The organism is Bacillus cereus group sp. BfR-BA-01350 (assembly GCF_022663775.1).
Classification (GTDB): domain Bacteria; phylum Bacillota; class Bacilli; order Bacillales; family Bacillaceae_G; genus Bacillus_A; species Bacillus_A paranthracis.
Genome location: NZ_JAKUGD010000001.1, coordinates 734618 through 755696, shown reverse-complemented (window position 1 = coordinate 755696; position 21079 = coordinate 734618). Strand labels below are relative to the sequence as shown.

Genomic DNA, 21079 nt, shown 5'->3' with positions numbered 1-21079 from the left:
ACCCCTTTATTATGTAGTCTATATTAAAGTACACGTTCTGTTTGCAGAGATAATAAGCGATGCCAATCAACAACCGTTGGGTTCTCTGCTAAATCCGCAAAAGTAATCTCCTTTCCTTCGCGACGCCACTTCTCTACTAAACTCATAATTCTGACCGAATCAAGTCCTCTATTTAATAAATCTTCATCAGTCCCAACACTCTCTACTGGTTCACGAAGTAATTGTGCAACTAGTTCATGTACTTTTTGTAAAGTGATTTCATCATCATCTTTTAAACCTTGTAACTCTGTTAACAAACTGTTAGTTGATGTCGTTACTGCACATCTATTTGACGCATACTCCAACGCTTGTTTATGATGTTCTAGTGAAAAATCAGCAACTGCATCCGCTACAAAGAACGGCTGAATTCCATCCATAAATGCTTCACAAGCTGTTAAAAGGCAGCCAATATGCGCATAAATACCGCAAATAATGAGTTGATCTCTTCCTTGTTCGTTTAAAATTTCTAATAGATTTGTCTTTTTAAATGCACTATATCTCCATTTTGTTAAGAATATATCATCCTCATCAGGAGTAAGTTCATCGACAATTTTCTTTTTATCTGGTCCAGCAGGAATACCGTCCCCCCAAAAATCTTGTAATAACCCTCGTTGTTCTAACGTTTGTCCACCTGGTTGAGCTGTATAAACAACTGGTATACCAAGTTCCTTACATTTTTCTCTTATCACCTTAATATTTGAAATGAGTTCTACTTTCGGTGACTCTTTATCGCTATATGCATCAAGAAAATATTCTTGCATGTCATGGATTAGAAGAACCGCACGTTTCGGATTTGGTTTCCAATCCACTTTATTTTTTGGTAGTTCTGATTCAATTGGCATTTTATATACTGAAATAGATGGGATAGCCATCCAATCACTTCCTTCCGGTTTTTATTATTGTTTTACTGTAATAAGTTTTTCAGCAATGACTTTACGTAATTCTTTTTTGCTTACCTTTCCAACGCCTGTTTGCGGGAATGATTCAATAAATTCAATTCGATCTGGAATCTTATAAGCCGCTATACCACGCTCTCTTAAAAATTTTTTTAATTCACTTACTGCCGGAGCTTGTCCGCGAGCTATAACAAATGCACAAGTACGTTCTCCTAAATAATCGTCAGGCATAGATACAATCGCTACATCATGTACTGCATCATGTGCTAATAGATGATTTTCAACTTCTTCCGCGGCAACTTTCTCACCACCACGATTAATTTGATCTTTATCTCTTCCTTCTACAATGATGTAACCTTGTTCATTTACTTTCACAAGATCTCCTGTGCGATAAAATCCATCCTTTGTAAACGATTGTGCATTATGCTCTTCTGCTTTATAATAACCACGAATTGTATATGGCCCTCTTGTTAATAAACTACCTACTTCGCCAGGTTTTACATCGTTGTCATTTTCATCAACAACTCGTACTTCATCGAGTGCAGACATTGGTCTACCTTGTGTATGAATAATAATTTCTTCAGGATCATCTAATCTTGTATAGTTCACTAATCCTTCCGCCATACCGAATACTTGCTGTAATGTACATCCAAATGTAGGGCGTATACGTTTTGCAACTTCAGCACTAAATTTCGCGCCACCTACTTGAATCACTTCTAGACTCGATAAATCGTTATTACGTGAAGATGCAGCATCAAGCCATATCATTGCTAATGGCGGTACGAGAGCAGTAATCGTAACTTTTTCTTTTTCAATAAGTGCAAATGCCTCATCTGGACTACCTCCAGTTGCCAGCACTACTTTTCCACCCGCATAGAAAGTTCCAAATGTTCCAGGAGAGCTCATCGGGTAATTATGTGCTACTGGAAGAACGGCCATATAGACACTCTTTGCACTTAAATTACAAATTTCAGCGCTAACACGTAAACTATAAATATAATCATCATGCGTTCGAGGAATTAATTTAGAAAGTCCTGTTGTCCCCCCTGATAATTGGAGAAACGCAACATCACTCGGCTGAACTTCTGGTAATGGAACGGGATCTATATATAAATCACTTATGTTCACAAATTCTTCTTCTTCTCCCACTACAATTACATGTTGTAAAGTTGGCACTTTCTCTTTCACTTCTCTTGCTAGTTTTCGATAATCAAAACCGAGAGCTTTATCTGAAATAACGTAAGCACTCGCCTCACCAAACTCACAAAAATAACTAATTTCACTACTTCGATGTGAAGGTAATGCAAAAACAGGAAGTGCCCCAATTCGAAATAGCGCAAAACATACTTCGAAAAACTCAATAACGTTAGGTAGCTGGATTACAACTCGATCCTCTTGCTTTATTCCTAAATTCAGTAGCCCTGAAGCTAATCGATCTACTTTTTTATCAAACTCACTATACGTAATATGCGTATTACCACTTACAACTGCAATTTGATCGCCATATTTTTCAGCTCGCTCTCTTAACATCCCGCCAAATGTTTCCCCAAGCCAACACCCTTCCTCTCGATAACGATCAGCAAATTCTTTTGGCCATTTTGTATAACCTGTTAGCATTCTTTCTGCCCCCTACTTTTCATTAAGTGAACTATCATTTAATCCTAATGCTTTCAACATTGTTTGGAACTTAGCTGATGTTTCTGCTAATTCATCTTCTGGTTTTGACTCAGCAACAACGCCCGCTCCTGCATATAAACGGAGTGTATTTTCTTGTACTTCAGCACAACGAATTGTAACAATCCATTCACCGTCTCCATTTAAATCACTCCACCCTAGCATTCCTGTAAAGAATTCACGGTCAAATGGCTCAATTTTTTGAATCGCCTCTCTCGCTTCTTCCATCGGTGTGCCGCAAACTGCTGGCGTCGGATGAAGAGCAATTGCTAATTCCAAAGAAGTAGTATTCGGATCCTTTAGTTCACCTTTCACTTCAGTAGATAAATGCCACATCGCTTCACTATGAATAACGGATGGCTTTTCCGGAACATGTAATGTATGACAGTACGGACGAAGCGCTGTAGCAACTGCTTCTACTACTACCGCATGTTCATGTAAATCTTTTGGAGAAGAAAGTAATTCCTCTGCTCTTCTCTTATCTTCAACTGAATCCTCACTACGTGGCCTTGAACCAGCTAACGGATTAGAAATAACTTGCATACCATTACGTGAGACGAGTAATTCAGGGCTCGCTCCAATTAACGTCTTACTATTCTCATTTTCATCTTTCGATACATTCACAGCAAATGTATATCCATGCTTATTATGCGCTGCTAATTCTCGAAGAAGTTTTTGCTTATCAATCTTTTCGGAAGAATTAACATCTAACGATCTGGATAGAACGATTTTCTTTAAATCCCCGCCCTTTATTTTTGCAATTCCTTGCTTCACACCATTCATATACACTTCAGGCGCTGGTACAGGCGTCATTTCGAATGTTAAGTTCTCATTTATTTCAAGCTGATTTGTTGTATCCAATTGTAATCGCTCAGAAGTCCTACTATATTCTGGTACGATAAGTTGGACTTCTTTTCTACGATCAAATGGCAAAGCACCGACAACGATAGGATTCGGATTTCCGGCTTGTTTTGCATTACATAATACTGCTTGTACAAGTTTTGGGAAACTTTCAATTTCATGATGCTTTACTGTAGTAAACTCTCCTTCTGCTAATATCGTTCGAGTTGGTGAAGCGAAAAAGAATGAAGATTCAGTCTTATAATCTTCTAGTAATTTTTCTGACAGTTCCTTTACAGCCGTAAATTCCTTCATTGTATAGTAACCCCCTGAATTTTTTATTAAACGCCTAATGTAGCTCCGCCATCAACACATAAATTATGCATTGTAATATGACTAGCTTTATCTGAAGCTAAAAACAATACTGCTTCAGCAATTTCTGAAGGCTGTGCAATTTTTTGTAACGGTATACCGAGTCTATATGTACTTTGAGAACCAGCAATTATATTTTTTTCTCCATTCTCATCAGCCCATAGTAGCCTTTGCATTTCAGTTTCAGTAGAACCTGGAGAAACTACGTTACAGCGAATGTTATACGCTGCAAGTTCTAATCCTAAACATTTCATAAACATCGTCGTAGCAGCTTTTGATGCAGCATATGCAGCCATCTCCATTCTCGGCGTATTTGCTGCATTTGAACCAACTGTAACAATTGCCCCTGACTTTCTTTGCATCATATGTTTACTTACTGCTCGGGACATATAGAAAACTCCTGTAGAATTTACAGAAAACGTTTTATTCCAATCTTCATCACTTAACGAGTGAATCGCTCCCATACGTAAAACCCCTGCAACATTTACTAATATATCTATTGGCGCTATTTCATTTTCAATATCATTTACCATCTGTTCAACTGCGGTACTATCACTCACATCTAAGCAAAACGTTTTCAAATGTATTTCATTTAAGAGTTCGTTTAATCCCTCTTCATTTTGATCAACCGCAATAACTGTAGCTCCTCTTTCTAAAAACATTTTAGTAACAACACTACCTATACCTTGAGCTGCACCTGTTACTAAAACAGTTTTCCCATCAAATTCCCCTAAGTTCATTTCCTCTATCCTTTCATTTAAAAATCAATCTAATTAAACAAAAATAATAATGATTATCATTATCAATGTAAAAAATAATACACTTACTAAACTAATTGGTCAAGTGTACTTTTCATTAAAATATTATTCATTGATAATGTTTTTCATTTAACGTTCTTACACCGAAATGATAATCTTTCTCAATAAACTTGTCAACCTATTTTTATTTTTCAGATAAAAGTTTTAGTGCTTTTCAATACAATTACATCTAAAAGTATTAATAAATACTTACATTAATACTTACATTAATACTTTAATTCTTACTCCTCTTTGTAAAAATTGAAGATGATAAACTGAAGGTCTCTTCAGTTACAAAGCCTTAACAAAAAATCGAGCATTTATTTTCTCAATATTTGTCTGAAAATATATCTTGCAAACATCAATTCATATTTTCTTTATTATTTAAGATTTAATACATATTTCGAATACGATGTATCGATTTATTATATTCCAATATAATCCAAACGGATATTTCACTCACTTTTATATCAAAAAAATAAAAAGTAATTTAACCTTGTTAAAATAACTCAAAAAAGCACCCTATTTAACAGGATGCTTTTTCGTAACTATAGTGTTATAGAAGATTTATATACTTATGCTACGCTGCGATACTCTTCTTCTTGTTCTTTTTTCTGTTTAGGTGCTCGAATTAAAATTGCGATAATGAATGACACGACACATAGTACGCCAATCACCATAAAAGTTGGTTTGAATCCACCTAGAAGTGCACCGATAAAGGAACCTGCAAGCGCTCCAAATCCAAATCCTTGATACACAATTCCGTAATTCTTACTATGGTTTTTCATACCGAAGAAATCACCAACAATAGCTGGGAAAATAGTAATATTTCCACCAAAGCAAAACGCTACACTTGCTACACATACGAAGTAGATACCGTAATTCAAATCTACGAAACTTAGAACTAATACCGAACTCGCCATAACCACAAAAGTACCCGTAACGATTTTCAAACGACCAATTTTATCTGATAACGGTCCTAGAATAATACGACCTAATGTGTTAAATATTGCAACCATAGCTACCGCATTAGCTGCTGTCGCTGCACTAAGCCCTACAAGTTGAACACCAATGTCTTTTACCATACCAATTAAGTATAAGCCACTCATACATGATGTAAATAACATGATGAATAATAAGTATACTTGTTTTGTGCCTAACATTTCTTTCACTGTATATTCATGAGTGTTTGTTTCCTGAACTGCACCTTGATCAGCAGCTTGATGGATTAAACAAGCTCCAAGGACAATCATAGCTGTAACAATTAAACCCCAATATATAAACGCTTGCGATACACCAACGGAATCGATTAACTTTGCATTTATATATTTGAAAATTAAGCTACCTGTACCATATGCAGCTACAGATATACCAGAGATTAAACCTTTACGTTCAGGGAACCACTTAATTAAATTAGATAGTGAAGTAATATAAGCTGTACCATCTGCGTAACCTACAACAACTCCTGCTAGTACATAAAGCAATATTAACGAAGAAGCTTGTGAACTAAGTACTAATCCTAGTCCTAATGCTAGTCCAGCTATCATAATAAGTTTACGAAGTCCCCATTTTTCTTGCAATTTACTTGCAAATAAAGTTGAAAATGCTAAGGAAAGACTAGTAATTGAGAAAGTTATCGCAACCGCGTTAAGACTCCAACCGTATTTACTAACTAAAGGCTGATTGAATAAACTCCATGTATATATCGTTCCAAGTCCCATTTGAACTATGACTGTACCAAGGACAACAAGCCATGGATTAACCTTTGATTTTTTCATACCTTTCTGCCTCCTCTTTCTATTTCAATGCTTTTCGCTAAGTCTTGTTTTTTATGTTCATTTTGGTCATCTCTTTTGATTTAACACCTTCATTGTATAAGATGTTTTCAGTTATGTAAGCACTTACAAGACAGGACGTCAAAAACATGGAATCAGTTACAGAAAACGAAGGATGAAATACAAAAAATGTTTTTTAAATACGTAATAGTTGTTCATATTGTTTTGTATAAGTTAAATTTACATATGTTTTTGAATCCTTTTTTCAATAGTAAAACAATAAAACCGTCTCTTTAATAAATATTAAAGAGACGGTTTTATTAAATTAATTCATAAGCCTGACTTTCTTTATACATTTATAATTGTTTCTTGAAATGTAATAATTGGCTCTACAAATTCCATCATAATAAAAGCATTTTCAATACGTCTTGGTGAACTACCCACCACTTAGTACCTCTTACGAGCTTACCCAAAGTAGGGGCTTCTCGGTTCATCGCTACTTTTGATAGCTAACGAATTTGTCCTAGGACAGCCGAGCTAACTCCCTTGTTCCAAAGGTTATTTTATTACTATTTATGCCAACACTAATAAGCGGATGGCTTCCTTTTTGATATTGATGGCTGATTATAATCACGGCCAATTGTGAGTCCACACAAACACGCATACGTGCGTTCGCGTAATGGCATTTCTTTTTTATTTCCACAATTACTACACATCTTTGTAGAAGGAAACCATTTATCTATTTTTACAAGCTGTTTTCCTTGTTCTTGTAGCTTATATGCTAAAAATGTCGTGAACATCCTCCAACCGTTGTCCGCTACACTCTTACCAAATCTAAATGCTCGTGACATTCCTTTCATATGTAAGTCTTCGATTGCTACAACGTCAAAACTCGTAGCTAATTCTTTAGACTTATGATGAAGAAAATTTTTACGTTGATTGGCGACCTTTTCATGCAATTTCGCTACACGAATGCGTTGTTTATTCCAGCGCTCTGAACCTTTCACACGTCTTGCTAATACTCGTTGTGCCTTCGCTAATTTCTCTAACATCTGACGATAAAAGCGAGGATAATTTGCTTTCTCATCTTCGCTACTCACGTACAATTCAGCCATTGAGAAGTCTAATCCAACTACACGTTCTACTTCTTTTGGAGTGATTTCTTTTTCATATTCGGTCAAAATAGACACGTAATACTTACCAGTAGGTGTCATCGAAATCGTACACGATTTGATGATATGTTTTGGCGGGATTTCTCTATGTTGCTTCAGTTTCACCATTTTCAATTTTGGTAATTTGATATAACCATGAAATAACATAATATTTCCGTTTACTCGATTCGTTGTATAGGATTTTCTACTCTTTTTACTTTTGAATGTAGGAGAATCACTTTGACCACTAAAAAAATTCTTATAAGCAGTTTGCAAGTTTAATTGCGCGTTGGCTAATGCCAATGAATCAACTTCTTTCAACCATTCATACTCCGATTTGTATTTTGCAGGAGTAGGAAATTTTTGCTTCTTCAGTTCTTCCTTATTCGCTTTGTGTTTTTCATATACTTCCTTTCGTTCAGCCAGCATTTTATTATATACAAAGCGCACACACCCAAACGTTTTGCGTATGAGATGTGCTTGTTCTTCTGTTGGATACAGACGAAACTTGTACGCCTTATTCTGCTTTTGCATATCCATTCACCTCATTTTCTGCTTCATTTCCCATAAGCTATAACGGTGATTACACAACCTGAACACTATAAGATTGTTATCTACTTTCATTGTTATACCAAAATTCCCCTCTTATAAGACTGATTATATCAGAGGCGAAATAAATAGAAAAAAAAAGTTTGGCTACGCCAAACCGAAATTCATCTCCCACCTGCCGCTAGACTATCGTCCTTCACACGCCTGAGGAAGGAGACTTCTTTCGGATAATATGTTAAAACTTCTTTTAATTCTGCACACATAGACTACAAATATTTTTTTGATAAATAAAACTAAATATTCACTAATATACTTATACGTGGTTTAATATATATAATAAAAAATATTTCTGTCTTTAATGAGGAGGTACTATGAAAGCAAACGTAGGGGATACTATACTTTTTCAACGAAACAATTTAAAGATTACAGGATCTGTATTAAAACTTTATACTGAATCGGTCTTAGTTGAAATTACAAATGTAAGCGGTGGTACTTTTGAATTTGATCGAACAATTGTAAATCATAAAAACTATAAAGTTTTAAATGCAAATACATAAAACAACACAAAATAGCCCCTGCTAAACAGCAGGGGCTATTTTATATAAAAATATTTCACTAGTTTATATACCCTAAAACATTAACAATCTTACTCGCTTTTAAATTGTTAATATGATAATAAATTTCTAAACCTCTTCTCTCTGCTCGTAACACTTTACCCTTCATTTTTGATAAATGTTGTGAAACAGTAGATTGCGGGATGTTCAGTAACTCGGTTAATTGTGTTACATTACAAGTTTTTCTTGTACTTAATTCATTTACAATTTGCAGTCGGATTGGATGCGCCATAATTTTTAAAATATCTACATCTTCTTCTGAAACTAAAGTTTTTTTCATTTCACTTGTATATGTTGTCATAAGACATTCCCCTTTTATATGAATTCCATTTTTATAAGATCTATTTCCAAAATTTTTAAAACCCTCGATTAAAACTTTCATATAGAAATAAAAGGATTTTAAATTTTTGAAAACAGAACTTACATTCACTTTATTTATTTGGTACATATACATAATACAATGTTAATATGTGCTCTATGTGAAGTTAGCATAAATTTATAATGAAGATTTTTCAAATAATTCACATCTAACTATATACTCCCTCATAACACTATCCAGTGATTTTAACATATTTTAGGCGTTTGTATATACTATCTACAAAATAAATGTTATTTAGGGGGAATTCAAATGCCTACAATGTTACAAGAAGAAGTTGAAGAAGCGCGCGAAACATATGTCAGTCGTATCATTTTGGTCGGTGGATCGGCTTTATTTTTAGTAGGCGGTGTTATCTCGGCAATTTCGGCTTTTAAAGCTTATAATCGTTTGGAAAATACGCCGTCTTCTACAGATAACTCATAGGTGAATTATCTAATTTTGAATAACAAATAAAGAGGCTGTCCCAAAAGATGCTTTTTAGCCAAAATCGTATAAAAAGTGAAAGGCAGAAATGTTTATTTTATAACATTTCTGCCTTTTCGATTTCATGTGATCTTACTTCGAAAGAGACTTATGAGACAGCCCCTTTATTTTATCAAAAGTTCTATACTAAAGAATCGCAAATAATATGAATTACAATTGAACTTACTTCACCACAAACCGTGTCTGACTACAACCATCCTTCTGCTTCGTTACTTCTAATACAGCTGGCATTGCGTTTTTCAGCTCTTGAACGTGTGAGATTACACCAATAAATCGACCTGATTTTTGTAAGTCAATTAAGGCGTCAACCGCTTTTGTTAATGACTCCTCATCTAATGAACCGAATCCTTCGTCGATAAACATCGTTTCGATTGAAATACCGCCTTCATACGCTTGAATAACGTCTGCCATGCCGAGCGCTAAGCAAAGTGAGGCATTGAATTTCTCGCCGCCAGATAATGTTTTTACATCGCGTGTTTGGCCAGTATATGCGTCGTATACATCTAACCCTAATCCACTTTGACGATTTCTCTTTTCAACTCGTTCACTTCGTTTTAAATAAAATTGTCCATTTGATAATTTACGTAATCGTTCGTTTGCAATTTGAACAATTTGTTCTAAATACTCAATTAAGATGTAACGTTCAAATGATATACGGCTTTCGTTATCACCTTTCATTACTTCATATAAGTCAACAAGTTCTTGGAAAGCTTTTTCTTCCTCATGAATTTGCTCATCAATACGTCTAATATTTTCATGTAAATCAGAAATATATGTTACCGCATTTTGCGAACGTTGACGTTTTTCTTTAATGATATCAAGGTTAATTTCTAGTTCTTTAATGTGTTCACCTAACGCCGTAATATCCATATACTCTTTATCTTTTAATTCAGCATGTAACTCTTCAATTTGTTTTGCAAGTACTTCAAGAGATGAATAATAGCTTTGAATTTCTTTTTGTAACATATCCATCTCGGCATCACTTAATTTCGCTTCTTTATACGTAATTTGATCTGTAAATCCACTCTGTTCAAGCTCTTTCATAAAGCGCGTGAAAGTCTCTTCTTTCTTCGATTTTGCACTTTCAAATTGATTAGAAGCACCTTCCTGTTCTGCTTGAATACGTATATTTTCATTTTGCCAATGTTGATACGCCTCCTGCACTTTCTTCCATTCGTCCTCCATTAATTTGAGCTCATGCATAGCTTGGTCAAACTGGACTTTCCAAGCTTGGACTGTTTGTAAGTTTTCAGGAATGTTTTTCTTATCATGTTCATATGACGTACGAAGCTGCATACAATCCATTTCTATACGGTGCTGTTCTGTTTCTACCTCATGTTTTTGTTTCTGAAGTGCATCTACTTTTTCTTCTATGCTTTTTATTTTCACAGCTGTTTGCTTACGCGTTTCTTCACTTGCTTTTAACATATTCACTTCAGTTGCTAATTGTTTTCCTTTTTGAACAAGCGCACTATATGTTTCAGCTAATTCTTCTGAGCGATAACCTCGCTTCTTAACCTCTTCTATTACTTGTTCATATTGAAGATGATAGAAATTCCATTTCTCCTCTACTTGCACATGTAATTTTTCAGCAATATTCTTCTTGTCTCTTAAATCATTTAACTCTTTTTCATTGATGGCATCACTTTGCTCTGAAGCTTTTTTCGGATGGTTCGTGCTGCCACATACTGGACAAGATTCACCATCATGTAGATGAAGAGCTAATATACCAGCTTGTTCACTTAACCAGCGACGTTCCATATTCTCATATGCACGAACTGTCTCTTGCATCTTAATAAATGCAGTTTCTTTTTCTTGCTCGAATTTTTGTTTTTCTTGCCATACGTCATATGCTTGCTTTAAAACTTTTGCATCTTCTCGCATATTCGTTAGTTCTTCTACTTTATCTACATATCGTTCAAGCGCTCGCTCTAATTGCTGTAATTCACCAGACATTAGCTGTTTTTGATTTGTATGCTCTTCTAATTGTCGATCTAAGTTTTGCATACTTTCTTTTAATTTTCCTAGTTGAATTTCTGCATTTTGTAAATTCAACTGTTTCTCAGCTAATGATGCAATAATCGGTTGTAACTCTTCTAATCTTTGAACAAGTTTTTTTGCATTTTCTCTCTCAGGTTCTTTATTCTTTACTGCTTCATATTTCTCCTGAGCAAGTTCAAAATTATTCATTATATTTTCTTTTTTAGCGATAATTTGTTTTAACAAACTTTCAGCTTTCTGCTCATTTTGCATTGCTTCTTCGTACCACTGTTCAAATGGTAATAAGCGCTTCGCTTGTTCCGCACGCTTAAAAGATAGTTCTTTCATTTCAATTACTGAACGTTTTTCTTGTAAAGTATTATATTTCTCATTCTTTTGTTGTAAATCTATAAATTTCTCATTTACAGACTTCGCTGCATGAAAACGTGTTTCAGCATCCTTTAATTGCTTCGTTTGAATATCTTGTTCTACTTGTAATTGCTCCACCTCTGCCTTATACGCAGCTGTCTCTTGTTCTAATGCCTCTACTACTTGATGCGTATTTACATGTTCTTGTTCCACTAATGTCTCTAATAATGCTCCATCACGAATTGGTAATTTAAAAACATTACGGAAATATAACTCTCGCTCTTTCTGTTTTTCTTGTAAGACGTCTTTCCATTGTTTTCGTTTTTGGTCAAGTAACTCACGCATTAACTTATAACGATCTGTTTTAAAAATACGACGCAAAATTTCTTCTTTGTTTTCTGTCTCAGATGTTAATAGTTTTCGGAATTCCCCTTGCGGTAACATAACAATTTGACTAAATTGATGTTTACTTAAACCAATTAAATCTTCTACTTTTTTATTTACATCCGTTACATGGAAACGATCAACAGCCGGAATCTTCTCTTCATCAATTACTTCATATAATTCTACTGCATGTCCCGTAACCGTCTTGTTCCCTTGTTTTTTATGTCCCAGTTGTCGTTTTATTTCATAACGTTTCCCTTTTAACTGAAAGGTTAATTCTACGCTTGTATACACATTATCATCAGCAAATTGACTGCGGAGCATGCTCGTATCACTTCGTTCTTCTCCGCTTGCCTCACCATATAAAACATAACAAATCGCATCAAAAATCGTTGTCTTTCCGGCGCCCGTGTTTCCAGAAATGGCGAAAATACGATGCTCTCCCAAATCGTCAAAATCAATTACTTCTTTCTGTTTATATGGGCCAAATGCCGTCATAATAAGCTGAATCGGTCTCATCCTCGTTCACCTTCCCGTTCTTGCACTGTTTGTAATACTTCTACAAATAGATGTTCTTTCTCTTCTGATAAATCTAAGCCTTTCATTTCTTTATAAAAAGCCTTTAATAATGATAAATCATCCATTTTATGTCTTGAAACAGTTACTTCATTTGACTCAGTGAACTCTCGTCTTTGAATGGCTCTTTCAACATGCATTGCATTTGGATAAACAGAGCGTATTTTTTCCATTGGCTGCAAGACAGGATTTTCATCTAATAATTTTACAAACACGTAATCTTCACTTACTGGATGTTGTAACAATTCATCTATTTTCGCTTCTACTGTTCGCATTTTACGGCGTGGTGTAAGTAACCTTTTTTCAATTGTTACTTCACCTTGCTCGTCCAATTCCACAATATAATATCCTTTTTTATGTTTTTCTTCAGAAATAGAATATGCAAGTGGAGAACCTGAATATCGAATTGTCTCATTACGTACGAAATGCGCTTGATGTAAATGTCCAAGCGCTGTGTAATGAAACTTATCAAAATAATGACTATTCACGTATTCAGCACCACCAATTGAAAGCGGTCGTTCAGCATCACTTGTATTCTCTTCCGCTTCGCCCGCAGAAGTTACAAATGCATGACCAACAAATACATGTCTAGCTTCTTTATCCATCGTTTCAGAAAGCTCATTCATAAAAATACGCATCGCATCATCATGAGAACGTACGTCTTCGTTTTTCAATACATGTCTCACTATGCTTGGATCCGCATAAGGAATGAGATGGAAGTGAACCTCCCCATATTCATCATTTAATATAATTGGCTCATATGGAAATTGAAATTGCCCCACAATAAATAATCCTTGTTTCTTCATTAAACTACTTCCAAAATGAATACGATCTGGACTATCATGGTTTCCTGCGACTGCAATAACTGGTGTTTGTAAATCAATCACTATTTTTTGCAGCACATCATTTAATAAGTCTACTGCTTCCGTAGGTGGAATTGCTCGGTCATATAAATCCCCTGCAATAATTACGGCATCTGGTTTTTCTTCTTCAACAGCTTGTACAAACTGATCTAATACAATCTTTTGATCTTCAGTCATATACACGCCATGAACAAGCTTTCCTAAATGCCAATCGGCTGTATGAAATAACTTCATGGTTTCCTGCTCCTTTTAATTTACTGAATTTAGTGATACAAGTTGATAGTTTATTGTAGTTTTTCCGTTCTCCCATTCTAACTTTTGTATCATTGCACTACCGATTCTTTCTTCATTTGATTTATATAAAGGTAATATTTCTTGAACTGTAAATAAGTGATAACCATCCAATTTTAATTGAAATATGTTTTCTTCTATATGTAATCTTACTTCTTTTTCATTTGAAATAATTTTTGTGTGCATCTCAAATTTCATGATAGATACAACCCCTTTTTCTAATCTCTACACTATTAATAGTATATTGGCTATGCAAGATTGACAAGTAAATACACGGTAAAGTACATACTTTTCTATTGCGATATGTTTTTTTAATTTCACATATAATACGGTATGTGAAATTTTATTCTTTCCAAAAATAAAAATGTCTCATATGACATCTTTATTTTTGGATAAATTCTTTCATTACATAATATAAAACTGTAATGAAAACAATCGCTACAAAAAATGAAAATACTGCAACAATGTACCCATCTTTATTTAATAAAATGCAAAAAGAAATAGATATGATAAAAATCGGAAATACAAGTCGTACTTTATCCTTCACTTCCTCTGTCGTATCTGTATGATGAAAATACTGCGTTATCCCTATCATTAAAGAAGACAAAATAATCACCGACAATAGTAAAGGTACTGGCATTCCGATTTCTCCTTTCTCTATTTCTAATGAAAAGCAATTTTTTTTTCATTATAATCACTCTTTTCGAAGTGATTATGTACAATTTACACATATATAATAGCGTGTTTATCATGGTAACTTCAAATAATTACAATTACAGTAATGTTGTAATATTCATTTTCAACCTCCAAAATCCTGCAAATATAACTCGTCAAAATATGCAGTGGATAAATTAACATATACCGCCAACTTTAGACAAAATTTATAAAGGACATTTCAGTACGTATAAAGAATTAAGAATAAGAAGATATGTAAGGGAGGATGAATTATGACTGAACACGTTTTATTTTCTGTTAGCGAAAACGGCGTTGCATCAATTACTTTAAACCGCCCAAAAGCACTTAATTCTTTATCTTATGACATGTTGCAACCAATTGGGCAAAAACTGAAAGAGTGGGAACATGATGAACGAATTGCGCTTATCGTATTAAAAGGAGCTGGCACAAAAGGTTTTTGTGCAGGTGGCGATATTAAAACTCTTTATGAAGCACGTTCAAATGAAGCTGCATTGCAGCATGCGGAACGTTTCTTTGAAGAAGAGTATGAAATTGATACATATATTTATCAATATAAAAAACCGATTATCGCTTGTTTAGATGGAATTGTAATGGGTGGTGGTGTCGGTCTTACAAATGGTGCGAAATACCGAATTGTAACTGAGCGTACGAAATGGGCAATGCCAGAGATGAATATTGGCTTCTTCCCTGACGTCGGTGCTGCTTATTTCTTAAATAAAGCTCCAGGGTATGCCGGCCGCTATGTCGCTTTAACAGCATCTATTTTAAAAGCTTCTGACGTATTATTTATAAACGCTGCTGATTATTTTATTGCATCTGATTCATTACCAAATTTCCTTACTGAACTGGAAAGTGTAAATTGGCCTAAAGAAGATGATGTACATACTCATTTAAAAGAAGTCATTCGTACATTTGCAACTGCTCCAACATTAGAAAGCGAGCTTGCTCCTTCATTAGAAGAAATTAATTCACATTTTGCATTCGATACAATTGAAGAAATTATTCATTCATTAGAGAAAGATCAAAGTTCCTTTGCTTTAAAAGCGAAAGAAACGTTATTATCAAAATCTCCTATTTCACTAAAAGTAACATTAAAACAGTTTATTGATGGACAAAATAAGTCCGTTGAAGAATGTTTCGCTACTGACCTTGTACTTGCTAAAAACTTCATGAGACATGAAGATTTCTTTGAAGGAGTACGATCTGTTGTCGTTGATAAAGACCAAAATCCAAATTATAAATATAAGCAGTTAAGTGATGTTTCAGAAGAAGATGTAAACCGGTTCTTTAACTTACTTAATGCGTAAAGTGAGAATTTAATAAGTAGGGTTTATCTCCCTCTTATTATTAGTAGAAGCAATCGCCCTTTCATACGGGATTAAATTGAGGCTATATAGGCGTATAATTACAAGCCTATATAGCCTTTTTCCTATTTAATAAATTTTAATAAAATTTAATTTTATTAAATCGAATTATGTGCTACACTATTTTTAATTAAATATTCTAAAAATAAAAGAAGGAGGAGCGACTATGATTGAAAATTATTTTCTTTTCATCATTATGTCTATTTGTCTTATTATTTTACCTGGTCCTGATACTGCAATGGCTACGAAAAACACATTAGTTGCTGGTAAGGTAGGTGGGGTGAAAACAGTGTTCGGTACATGTGTTGCACTATTGATTCATACTTTAGCAGCAGTAATCGGACTTTCCGCACTTATTGTAAAGTCAGCTCTTTTATTTTCTATTTTCAAGTACGTTGGAGCTCTATATTTAATTTATATTGGTATTAAAGCCCTTTTAGCAGTAAGAAATAAAGAAGGCATCAATACGAACGATATATCTTTGAATAACGCAAACGAGAATACTTCTTGCTTTCGCCAAGGGTTTCTTACAAATTTATTAAACCCTAAAATCGCGGTCTTCTTTTTAACATTTTTACCGCAATTTTTAAATCCAAATCATAATACGTTTATCCAACTTCTTATAATGGGCCTTACTTACCTAGTTTTAACAGTTATTTGGTTCGCTTTTTATATATTTTTAATTGATAAAATTAGTGCTTTTATGAAAAAACCGAAGACACAACGTTATATTCAAGGGTTAACGGGAATTGTCTTAATTGGTTTTGGTATTAAACTAGCTTTTGAAAAAAGCAATTAACAAGAAGAAAACCACCACTATTCATAGTGGTGGTTTTCTTTTAACAACTGATTTGGCTGTCTACTTTATATTAAAACCAGCGCTCAGTTACAACTTTTTTACGTGTATAGAATTGAACGCCATCTGTACCATTTGTACCTAAATCACCAAAGAATGAAGCTTTATTTCCTGCGAATGCGAAGAATGCCATTGGTGCTGGAACGTTTACGTTTACACCGATCATGCCCGCATCGATGTTATCACGGAACGTTTGTGCATGTTTACCGCTTGATGTATAAATAACCGCACCATTTGCAAATTTAGATTGATTTGTTAGTTTAATACCTTCTTCTAAATCTTTAACACGTACAATGCTTAATACTGGAGCAAAAATCTCATCTTGCCAAATTTTCATTTCTTGATTTACACCATCAAAGATTGTCGCACCTACAAAGTAACCTTCTCCAACTTCTTCCTTAATTTTACGACCATCTACTAATAAAGTAGCTCCATCTACTACACCACTATTAATATAGCCTAATACACGCTCTTTATGAGATTCACGAATTAATGGTCCAACATAATTATCTTCGTGGAAACCGTCACCTACTTTTAACTTCTTCGTCTCTGCTACTAGTACGTCGATGAATTCATCCGCAATTTCATCAACTACTGCTACTACTGAACATGCCATGCAGCGCTCTCCGCTACTTGCAAATGCAGATCCAATTACACCTTGTACTGTTTTCTCAAGATTGCAATCTGGCATAACAATCGCATGGTTTTTTGCACCAGCTAACGCTTGTACACGTTTTCCGTGTTTCGTACCTGTTTCATATACGTAACGAGCTACCGGCTCAGATCCAACGAACGAAACAGCTTGAATATCTTTATTTTCTAAAATGCTATTTACAACATCTTTTCCGCCTTGCACTAAATTTAATACGCCTTTCGGGAAGCCAGCTTCATAGAATAACTCTACAAGTCGCTCTGCTAAAAGTGGCGTTCTTTCAGATGTTTTTAATACGAATGTATTACCGCAAGCAATTGCAAGTGGGAACATCCATAATGGAATCATCATCGGGAAGTTAAACGGTGTAATACCAGCGACAACTCCGATTGGGTAGCGCCAAATTGATCCATCAATGCCGCTAGCAATATTCGGAAGTGCTTGTCCCATCATTAAATTTGGTGCTGACGTCGCAAGTTCTACCGCTTCAATACCACGCTGCACTTCACCAGTTGCATCCGTTAATGTTTTACCATTTTCTAGCGTAATGATTTTTGCAAGTTCTTCTTTATTTTCTTGTAAAAGCTGTAAATATTTATACAATTGTCTTGAACGATTCGGAACTGGTACTTTAGACCATGTTTCGTATGCTGCTTTTGCGGCTTCAACAGCTTTTTCAACATCTTCTTTCGGAGATAGCGGAACGTAAGCGATAATTTTTCCAGTCGCCGGATTTGGAACTGCTTCTACTTCTGTACCAGTAGATTCTACCCACTCACCATTAATATGATTTTTTACTCGTTTAATTTCAGTTGTAATCATTATATTCTCTCCTTTTTTTATGATGTTTATAAATCTATTATTTTTGATTAGAAATTAATTGTTCACTAACTTTCTTATATAAAGCAGCCATATCGTTTTCACCATACCCAGCTTCACTTGCTTCTTCATATACATTTAATAGCATTTCGCTTACTGGTAAGTGAAGTTCACTTTCTTTCGCTAAATCTACTGCAAACCCTAAATCTTTCTTTAATAAATTTACAGTAAAACCTGGCTCGTAGTTTTCTGATGCAATAAAACTTTTATAATTGCGCTCATAAATTCTACTTTGGCCGTAACTTACATTTAAAATATCAAACATTTTATCCAAATCCATATTGTTCTTTTTCGCTAATGTTAATGCTTCACTTACACCAGCTGTATAAAAACCTATTAATAGGTTATTAATTAATTTAACAGTTGTACCACTATCAATTTGCTCACTAACATGGAAGATGTTTGCACCTAATACACCCATGATAGATTCCGTTTTTTCATATACCTCTTTTGATCCACCAACCATAAACGTTAATGTACGGTTTTCGGCTCCAATTACCCCACCACTTACAGGGGCTGCTAAAAAGTCTACTTTCTTTTCTTTTGCCGCTTCCTCTAACTGTTTGTTTAACTGTGGAGATACAGTACTTGTATCAATTAAAACTACATTCGAATGACTATTTTCAAATAATCCTTCTTGTCCAAAATACACCGCTTCAACAGCACGAGGTGAAGGTAAACTTGTAAAAATCACATCGCATGTCTCTGCTAATTTTGAGATTGATAAGCCAATAATTCCTCCTTCTTTTTCAAAGGAAGCTTCAGCATCTTTATTTAAATCCACTCCATATACTGTGTAACTTGATTTAACTAAATTTTTAGACATCGGAAGACCCATGTTACCTAAACCGATAAAACCAATCTTTTTCATATCGCTTTCCTCCTATTTACACAATATACTTTCCGCGATTTATAATAGCTTTCGCAATTTTTCTCTTTTTTGTAAATACGTTCGTGTATAAAGGCACTAATAATTGACGAATTTCAGTTAAAATCACGTGTCTATCTTGTTCTTCTGTAATAGCCGCGGAAAGTATAGAAATCGCTGCTTCTTCCACTTTGCGATAACCTTCTTCACAAATAACGTCAGTTATCATTTGTTTCGTACGCTCTTTTTCTGCACCATTTTTACTAATTGCTTTACTCGTACGTAAAAATGCTGATTCCATGACGTACACGTCCGTTAACATATTTGATAATACACGTGAATATTCTTGCTCTTGATCAATTTTTAAACCTGGAGTTTTAGAGAGCGTTTTCAAAGATTGTTTCAACAATTTTTTCGCTAATAAAATGTAACGATGGTTTCTTTCGACATTTTCTACATCAATCTCTATTTCAGTATCTTCAATTTGTTCCATTTGCTTCATTAACATTTTGGCAACTGTTAATCTATTAATTTCGTTCGTCCCTTCAAAAATACGACTAATTCTAGCATCACGGTATAATCGTTCTACTTCATACTCTTGCATATAACCGTAACCACCATGAATTTGTACAGCTTCATCTACGATATGACCAAGTGTTTCAGAAGCATTTACTTTATTCAGTGCACATTCAATTGCAAATTGGGACATTTTCTTCATAAGATCTTCATCGCTCTCATGAATTGCTTCATCAATTACACCTGCTGTACGATACGCTGCACTTTCTGCTCCATATGTAGCAATGATCATATTTGCAATTTTCTCTTGAATCATCGTAAAGTCTACTAATTCCGTTTGAAACTGTTTACGTTCTTTTCCGTATTGAACGGACAATCCAATTGCTTGCTTTGCTGTTCCAATATTTCCAAAGGCAAGTTTTAATCTAGCAAAGTTAAGAATATTAAGAGCTACATGATGCCCTTTCCCAACTTCCCCTAAAACATTTTCAGCAGGTATGACAACATCTTCTAAAATAAGGGTAGCCGTTGAAGAACCTTTAATCCCCATTTTCTTTTCTTCTAGCCCAATAGATACCCCTTCACATGTTCTTTCGACAATAAACGCTGTCATTCCTTTATTTGTCTTCGCAAAAACAACGTATACATCTGCCATATGAGCATTTGTAATCCATTGCTTTTCACCATTTAGCTTCCAAGCAGTACCATCTTCATTTAATACTGCACTCGTTTTTGCACTTAAAGCATCAGAACCAGCATTTGGTTCAGTTAAAGCATAAGCCCCAATCCATTCTCCTGATGCAATTTTCGGCAAATATTTTTCTTTTTGTTCTTTCGTTCCATAATATATGTAAGGCAATGTACCTACACCTGCGTGTATATTAAATGAAACGCTAAATGCACCAGCGTATCCCATTTTTTCTGCTACAAGCCCTGAAACTGCCTTTCCTAATTCAAATCCGCCATATTCTTCTGGAACCTCAATACTTAATAATCCAAGTTCTCCAGCTTTCTCAAACAATTGACGAGAAACTTTATAGTTATGTTGTTCAATATTCTCCATTTGTGGAACAATTTCTTGTTTAACGAATTGTTCTGTCGTTTTTGCGATTAAATCTTCATCTCCTGAAAAATCTTCTGGCGTAAAGAAAGCATGATTCACATCTTTATTAAGTGAAAAAAATTCATCCCACGGTAACTTCGTTTTCTCCATCTG

Annotated in this window: 17 protein-coding genes and 1 pseudogene; 4 read left to right on the top strand and 14 right to left on the bottom strand. The window is 34.6% G+C overall.

Annotated elements, in window-relative coordinates; translation table 11 throughout:
* Window positions 1-23 precede the first annotated feature (23 nt).
* The 6 genes and pseudogenes from dhbB to MR147_RS03805 all read right to left on the bottom strand — a co-directional run bounded on the left by dhbB (window position 24) and on the right by MR147_RS03805 (window position 8078).
* The gene (gene dhbB, locus MR147_RS03830) at window positions 24-911 is read right to left on the bottom strand and encodes an isochorismatase (RefSeq protein WP_074610232.1); all 888 of its coding nucleotides are present in this window, start codon (window positions 909-911) and stop codon (window positions 24-26) included.
* 24 nt (window positions 912-935) lie between these two features.
* Window positions 936-2552 (bottom strand): (2,3-dihydroxybenzoyl)adenylate synthase, encoded by a 1617-nt coding sequence (locus MR147_RS03825; RefSeq protein ID WP_000955342.1) that lies wholly within the window; start codon window positions 2550-2552, stop codon window positions 936-938.
* A 12-nt stretch (window positions 2553-2564) separates the two neighbouring features.
* The gene (gene dhbC, locus MR147_RS03820; RefSeq protein ID WP_074610230.1) at window positions 2565-3764 is read right to left on the bottom strand and encodes an isochorismate synthase DhbC; all 1200 of its coding nucleotides are present in this window, start codon (window positions 3762-3764) and stop codon (window positions 2565-2567) included.
* 26 nt (window positions 3765-3790) lie between these two features.
* Window positions 3791-4561, bottom strand: a complete 771-nt coding sequence (dhbA, locus tag MR147_RS03815) for a 2,3-dihydro-2,3-dihydroxybenzoate dehydrogenase (protein ID WP_074610227.1) — start codon at window positions 4559-4561, stop codon at window positions 3791-3793.
* A 632-nt stretch (window positions 4562-5193) separates the two neighbouring features.
* Window positions 5194-6396 carry an L-lactate MFS transporter gene (locus MR147_RS03810; protein WP_242303661.1) on the bottom strand — a complete coding sequence of 401 codons (1203 nt, stop codon included), beginning with the start codon at window positions 6394-6396 and terminating at the stop codon, window positions 5194-5196.
* Between the two features lie 570 nt (window positions 6397-6966).
* Window positions 6967-8078: pseudogene (locus tag MR147_RS03805) on the bottom strand (RNA-guided endonuclease TnpB family protein).
* A 386-nt stretch (window positions 8079-8464) separates the two neighbouring features.
* Between MR147_RS03805 and MR147_RS03800 the strand changes: the two are divergent.
* The gene (locus MR147_RS03800; protein WP_000646792.1) at window positions 8465-8650 is read left to right on the top strand and encodes a YkvS family protein; all 186 of its coding nucleotides are present in this window, start codon (window positions 8465-8467) and stop codon (window positions 8648-8650) included.
* A 58-nt stretch (window positions 8651-8708) separates the two neighbouring features.
* On the opposite strand, the gene MR147_RS03795 is transcribed toward MR147_RS03800, so the two are convergent.
* Window positions 8709-9008, bottom strand: coding sequence for an ArsR/SmtB family transcription factor (locus MR147_RS03795; protein ID WP_000214794.1), 300 nt, complete (start codon window positions 9006-9008; stop codon window positions 8709-8711).
* A 327-nt stretch (window positions 9009-9335) separates the two neighbouring features.
* On the opposite strand from MR147_RS03795, the gene MR147_RS03790 reads away from it, so the two are divergent.
* Window positions 9336-9509, top strand: a complete 174-nt coding sequence (locus MR147_RS03790; RefSeq protein ID WP_001142747.1) for a hypothetical protein — start codon at window positions 9336-9338, stop codon at window positions 9507-9509.
* A 222-nt stretch (window positions 9510-9731) separates the two neighbouring features.
* On the opposite strand, the gene MR147_RS03785 is transcribed toward MR147_RS03790, so the two are convergent.
* The 4 genes from MR147_RS03785 to MR147_RS03770 form a co-directional block, all read right to left on the bottom strand.
* A complete protein-coding gene (locus MR147_RS03785) occupies window positions 9732-12821 on the bottom strand; it encodes an AAA family ATPase (RefSeq protein ID WP_074610427.1) in 3090 nt (1029 codons plus the stop codon).
* Window positions 12818-13975, bottom strand: coding sequence for an exonuclease SbcCD subunit D (locus tag MR147_RS03780; RefSeq protein WP_074610425.1), 1158 nt, complete (start codon window positions 13973-13975; stop codon window positions 12818-12820). Before MR147_RS03780 ends, MR147_RS03785 begins: the two co-directional genes overlap by 4 nt.
* Window positions 13976-13990: 15 nt before the next feature.
* Window positions 13991-14230 (bottom strand): DUF2584 domain-containing protein, encoded by a 240-nt coding sequence (locus tag MR147_RS03775; protein WP_000667348.1) that lies wholly within the window; start codon window positions 14228-14230, stop codon window positions 13991-13993.
* A 184-nt stretch (window positions 14231-14414) separates the two neighbouring features.
* The gene (locus MR147_RS03770; protein ID WP_001145041.1) at window positions 14415-14672 is read right to left on the bottom strand and encodes a hypothetical protein; all 258 of its coding nucleotides are present in this window, start codon (window positions 14670-14672) and stop codon (window positions 14415-14417) included.
* 307 nt (window positions 14673-14979) lie between these two features.
* Here MR147_RS03770 and MR147_RS03765 point away from each other — a divergent pair, with 307 nt between their 5' ends.
* A complete protein-coding gene (locus MR147_RS03765; RefSeq protein WP_074610423.1) occupies window positions 14980-16035 on the top strand; it encodes an enoyl-CoA hydratase/isomerase family protein in 1056 nt (351 codons plus the stop codon).
* 223 nt (window positions 16036-16258) lie between these two features.
* Window positions 16259-16891: a LysE family translocator gene (locus MR147_RS03760; protein ID WP_048556983.1), complete on the top strand. Its 633-nt coding sequence runs from the start codon at window positions 16259-16261 to the stop codon at window positions 16889-16891.
* A gap of 70 nt (window positions 16892-16961) precedes the next feature.
* Here the strand turns inward: MR147_RS03760 and MR147_RS03755 are convergent, their stop codons facing one another.
* From MR147_RS03755 to MR147_RS03745, 3 genes are read right to left on the bottom strand one after another with little or no spacing between them, the layout of a single operon-like run.
* Window positions 16962-18422, bottom strand: a complete 1461-nt coding sequence (locus MR147_RS03755) for a CoA-acylating methylmalonate-semialdehyde dehydrogenase (RefSeq protein ID WP_074610422.1) — start codon at window positions 18420-18422, stop codon at window positions 16962-16964.
* A gap of 37 nt (window positions 18423-18459) precedes the next feature.
* Window positions 18460-19350, bottom strand: coding sequence for an NAD(P)-dependent oxidoreductase (locus tag MR147_RS03750; protein ID WP_000719422.1), 891 nt, complete (start codon window positions 19348-19350; stop codon window positions 18460-18462).
* Between the two features lie 16 nt (window positions 19351-19366).
* Complete coding sequence (locus tag MR147_RS03745; protein WP_074610420.1) at window positions 19367-21076, bottom strand: acyl-CoA dehydrogenase family protein; 1710 nt, start codon at window positions 21074-21076, stop codon at window positions 19367-19369.
* Window positions 21077-21079 lie beyond the last annotated feature (3 nt).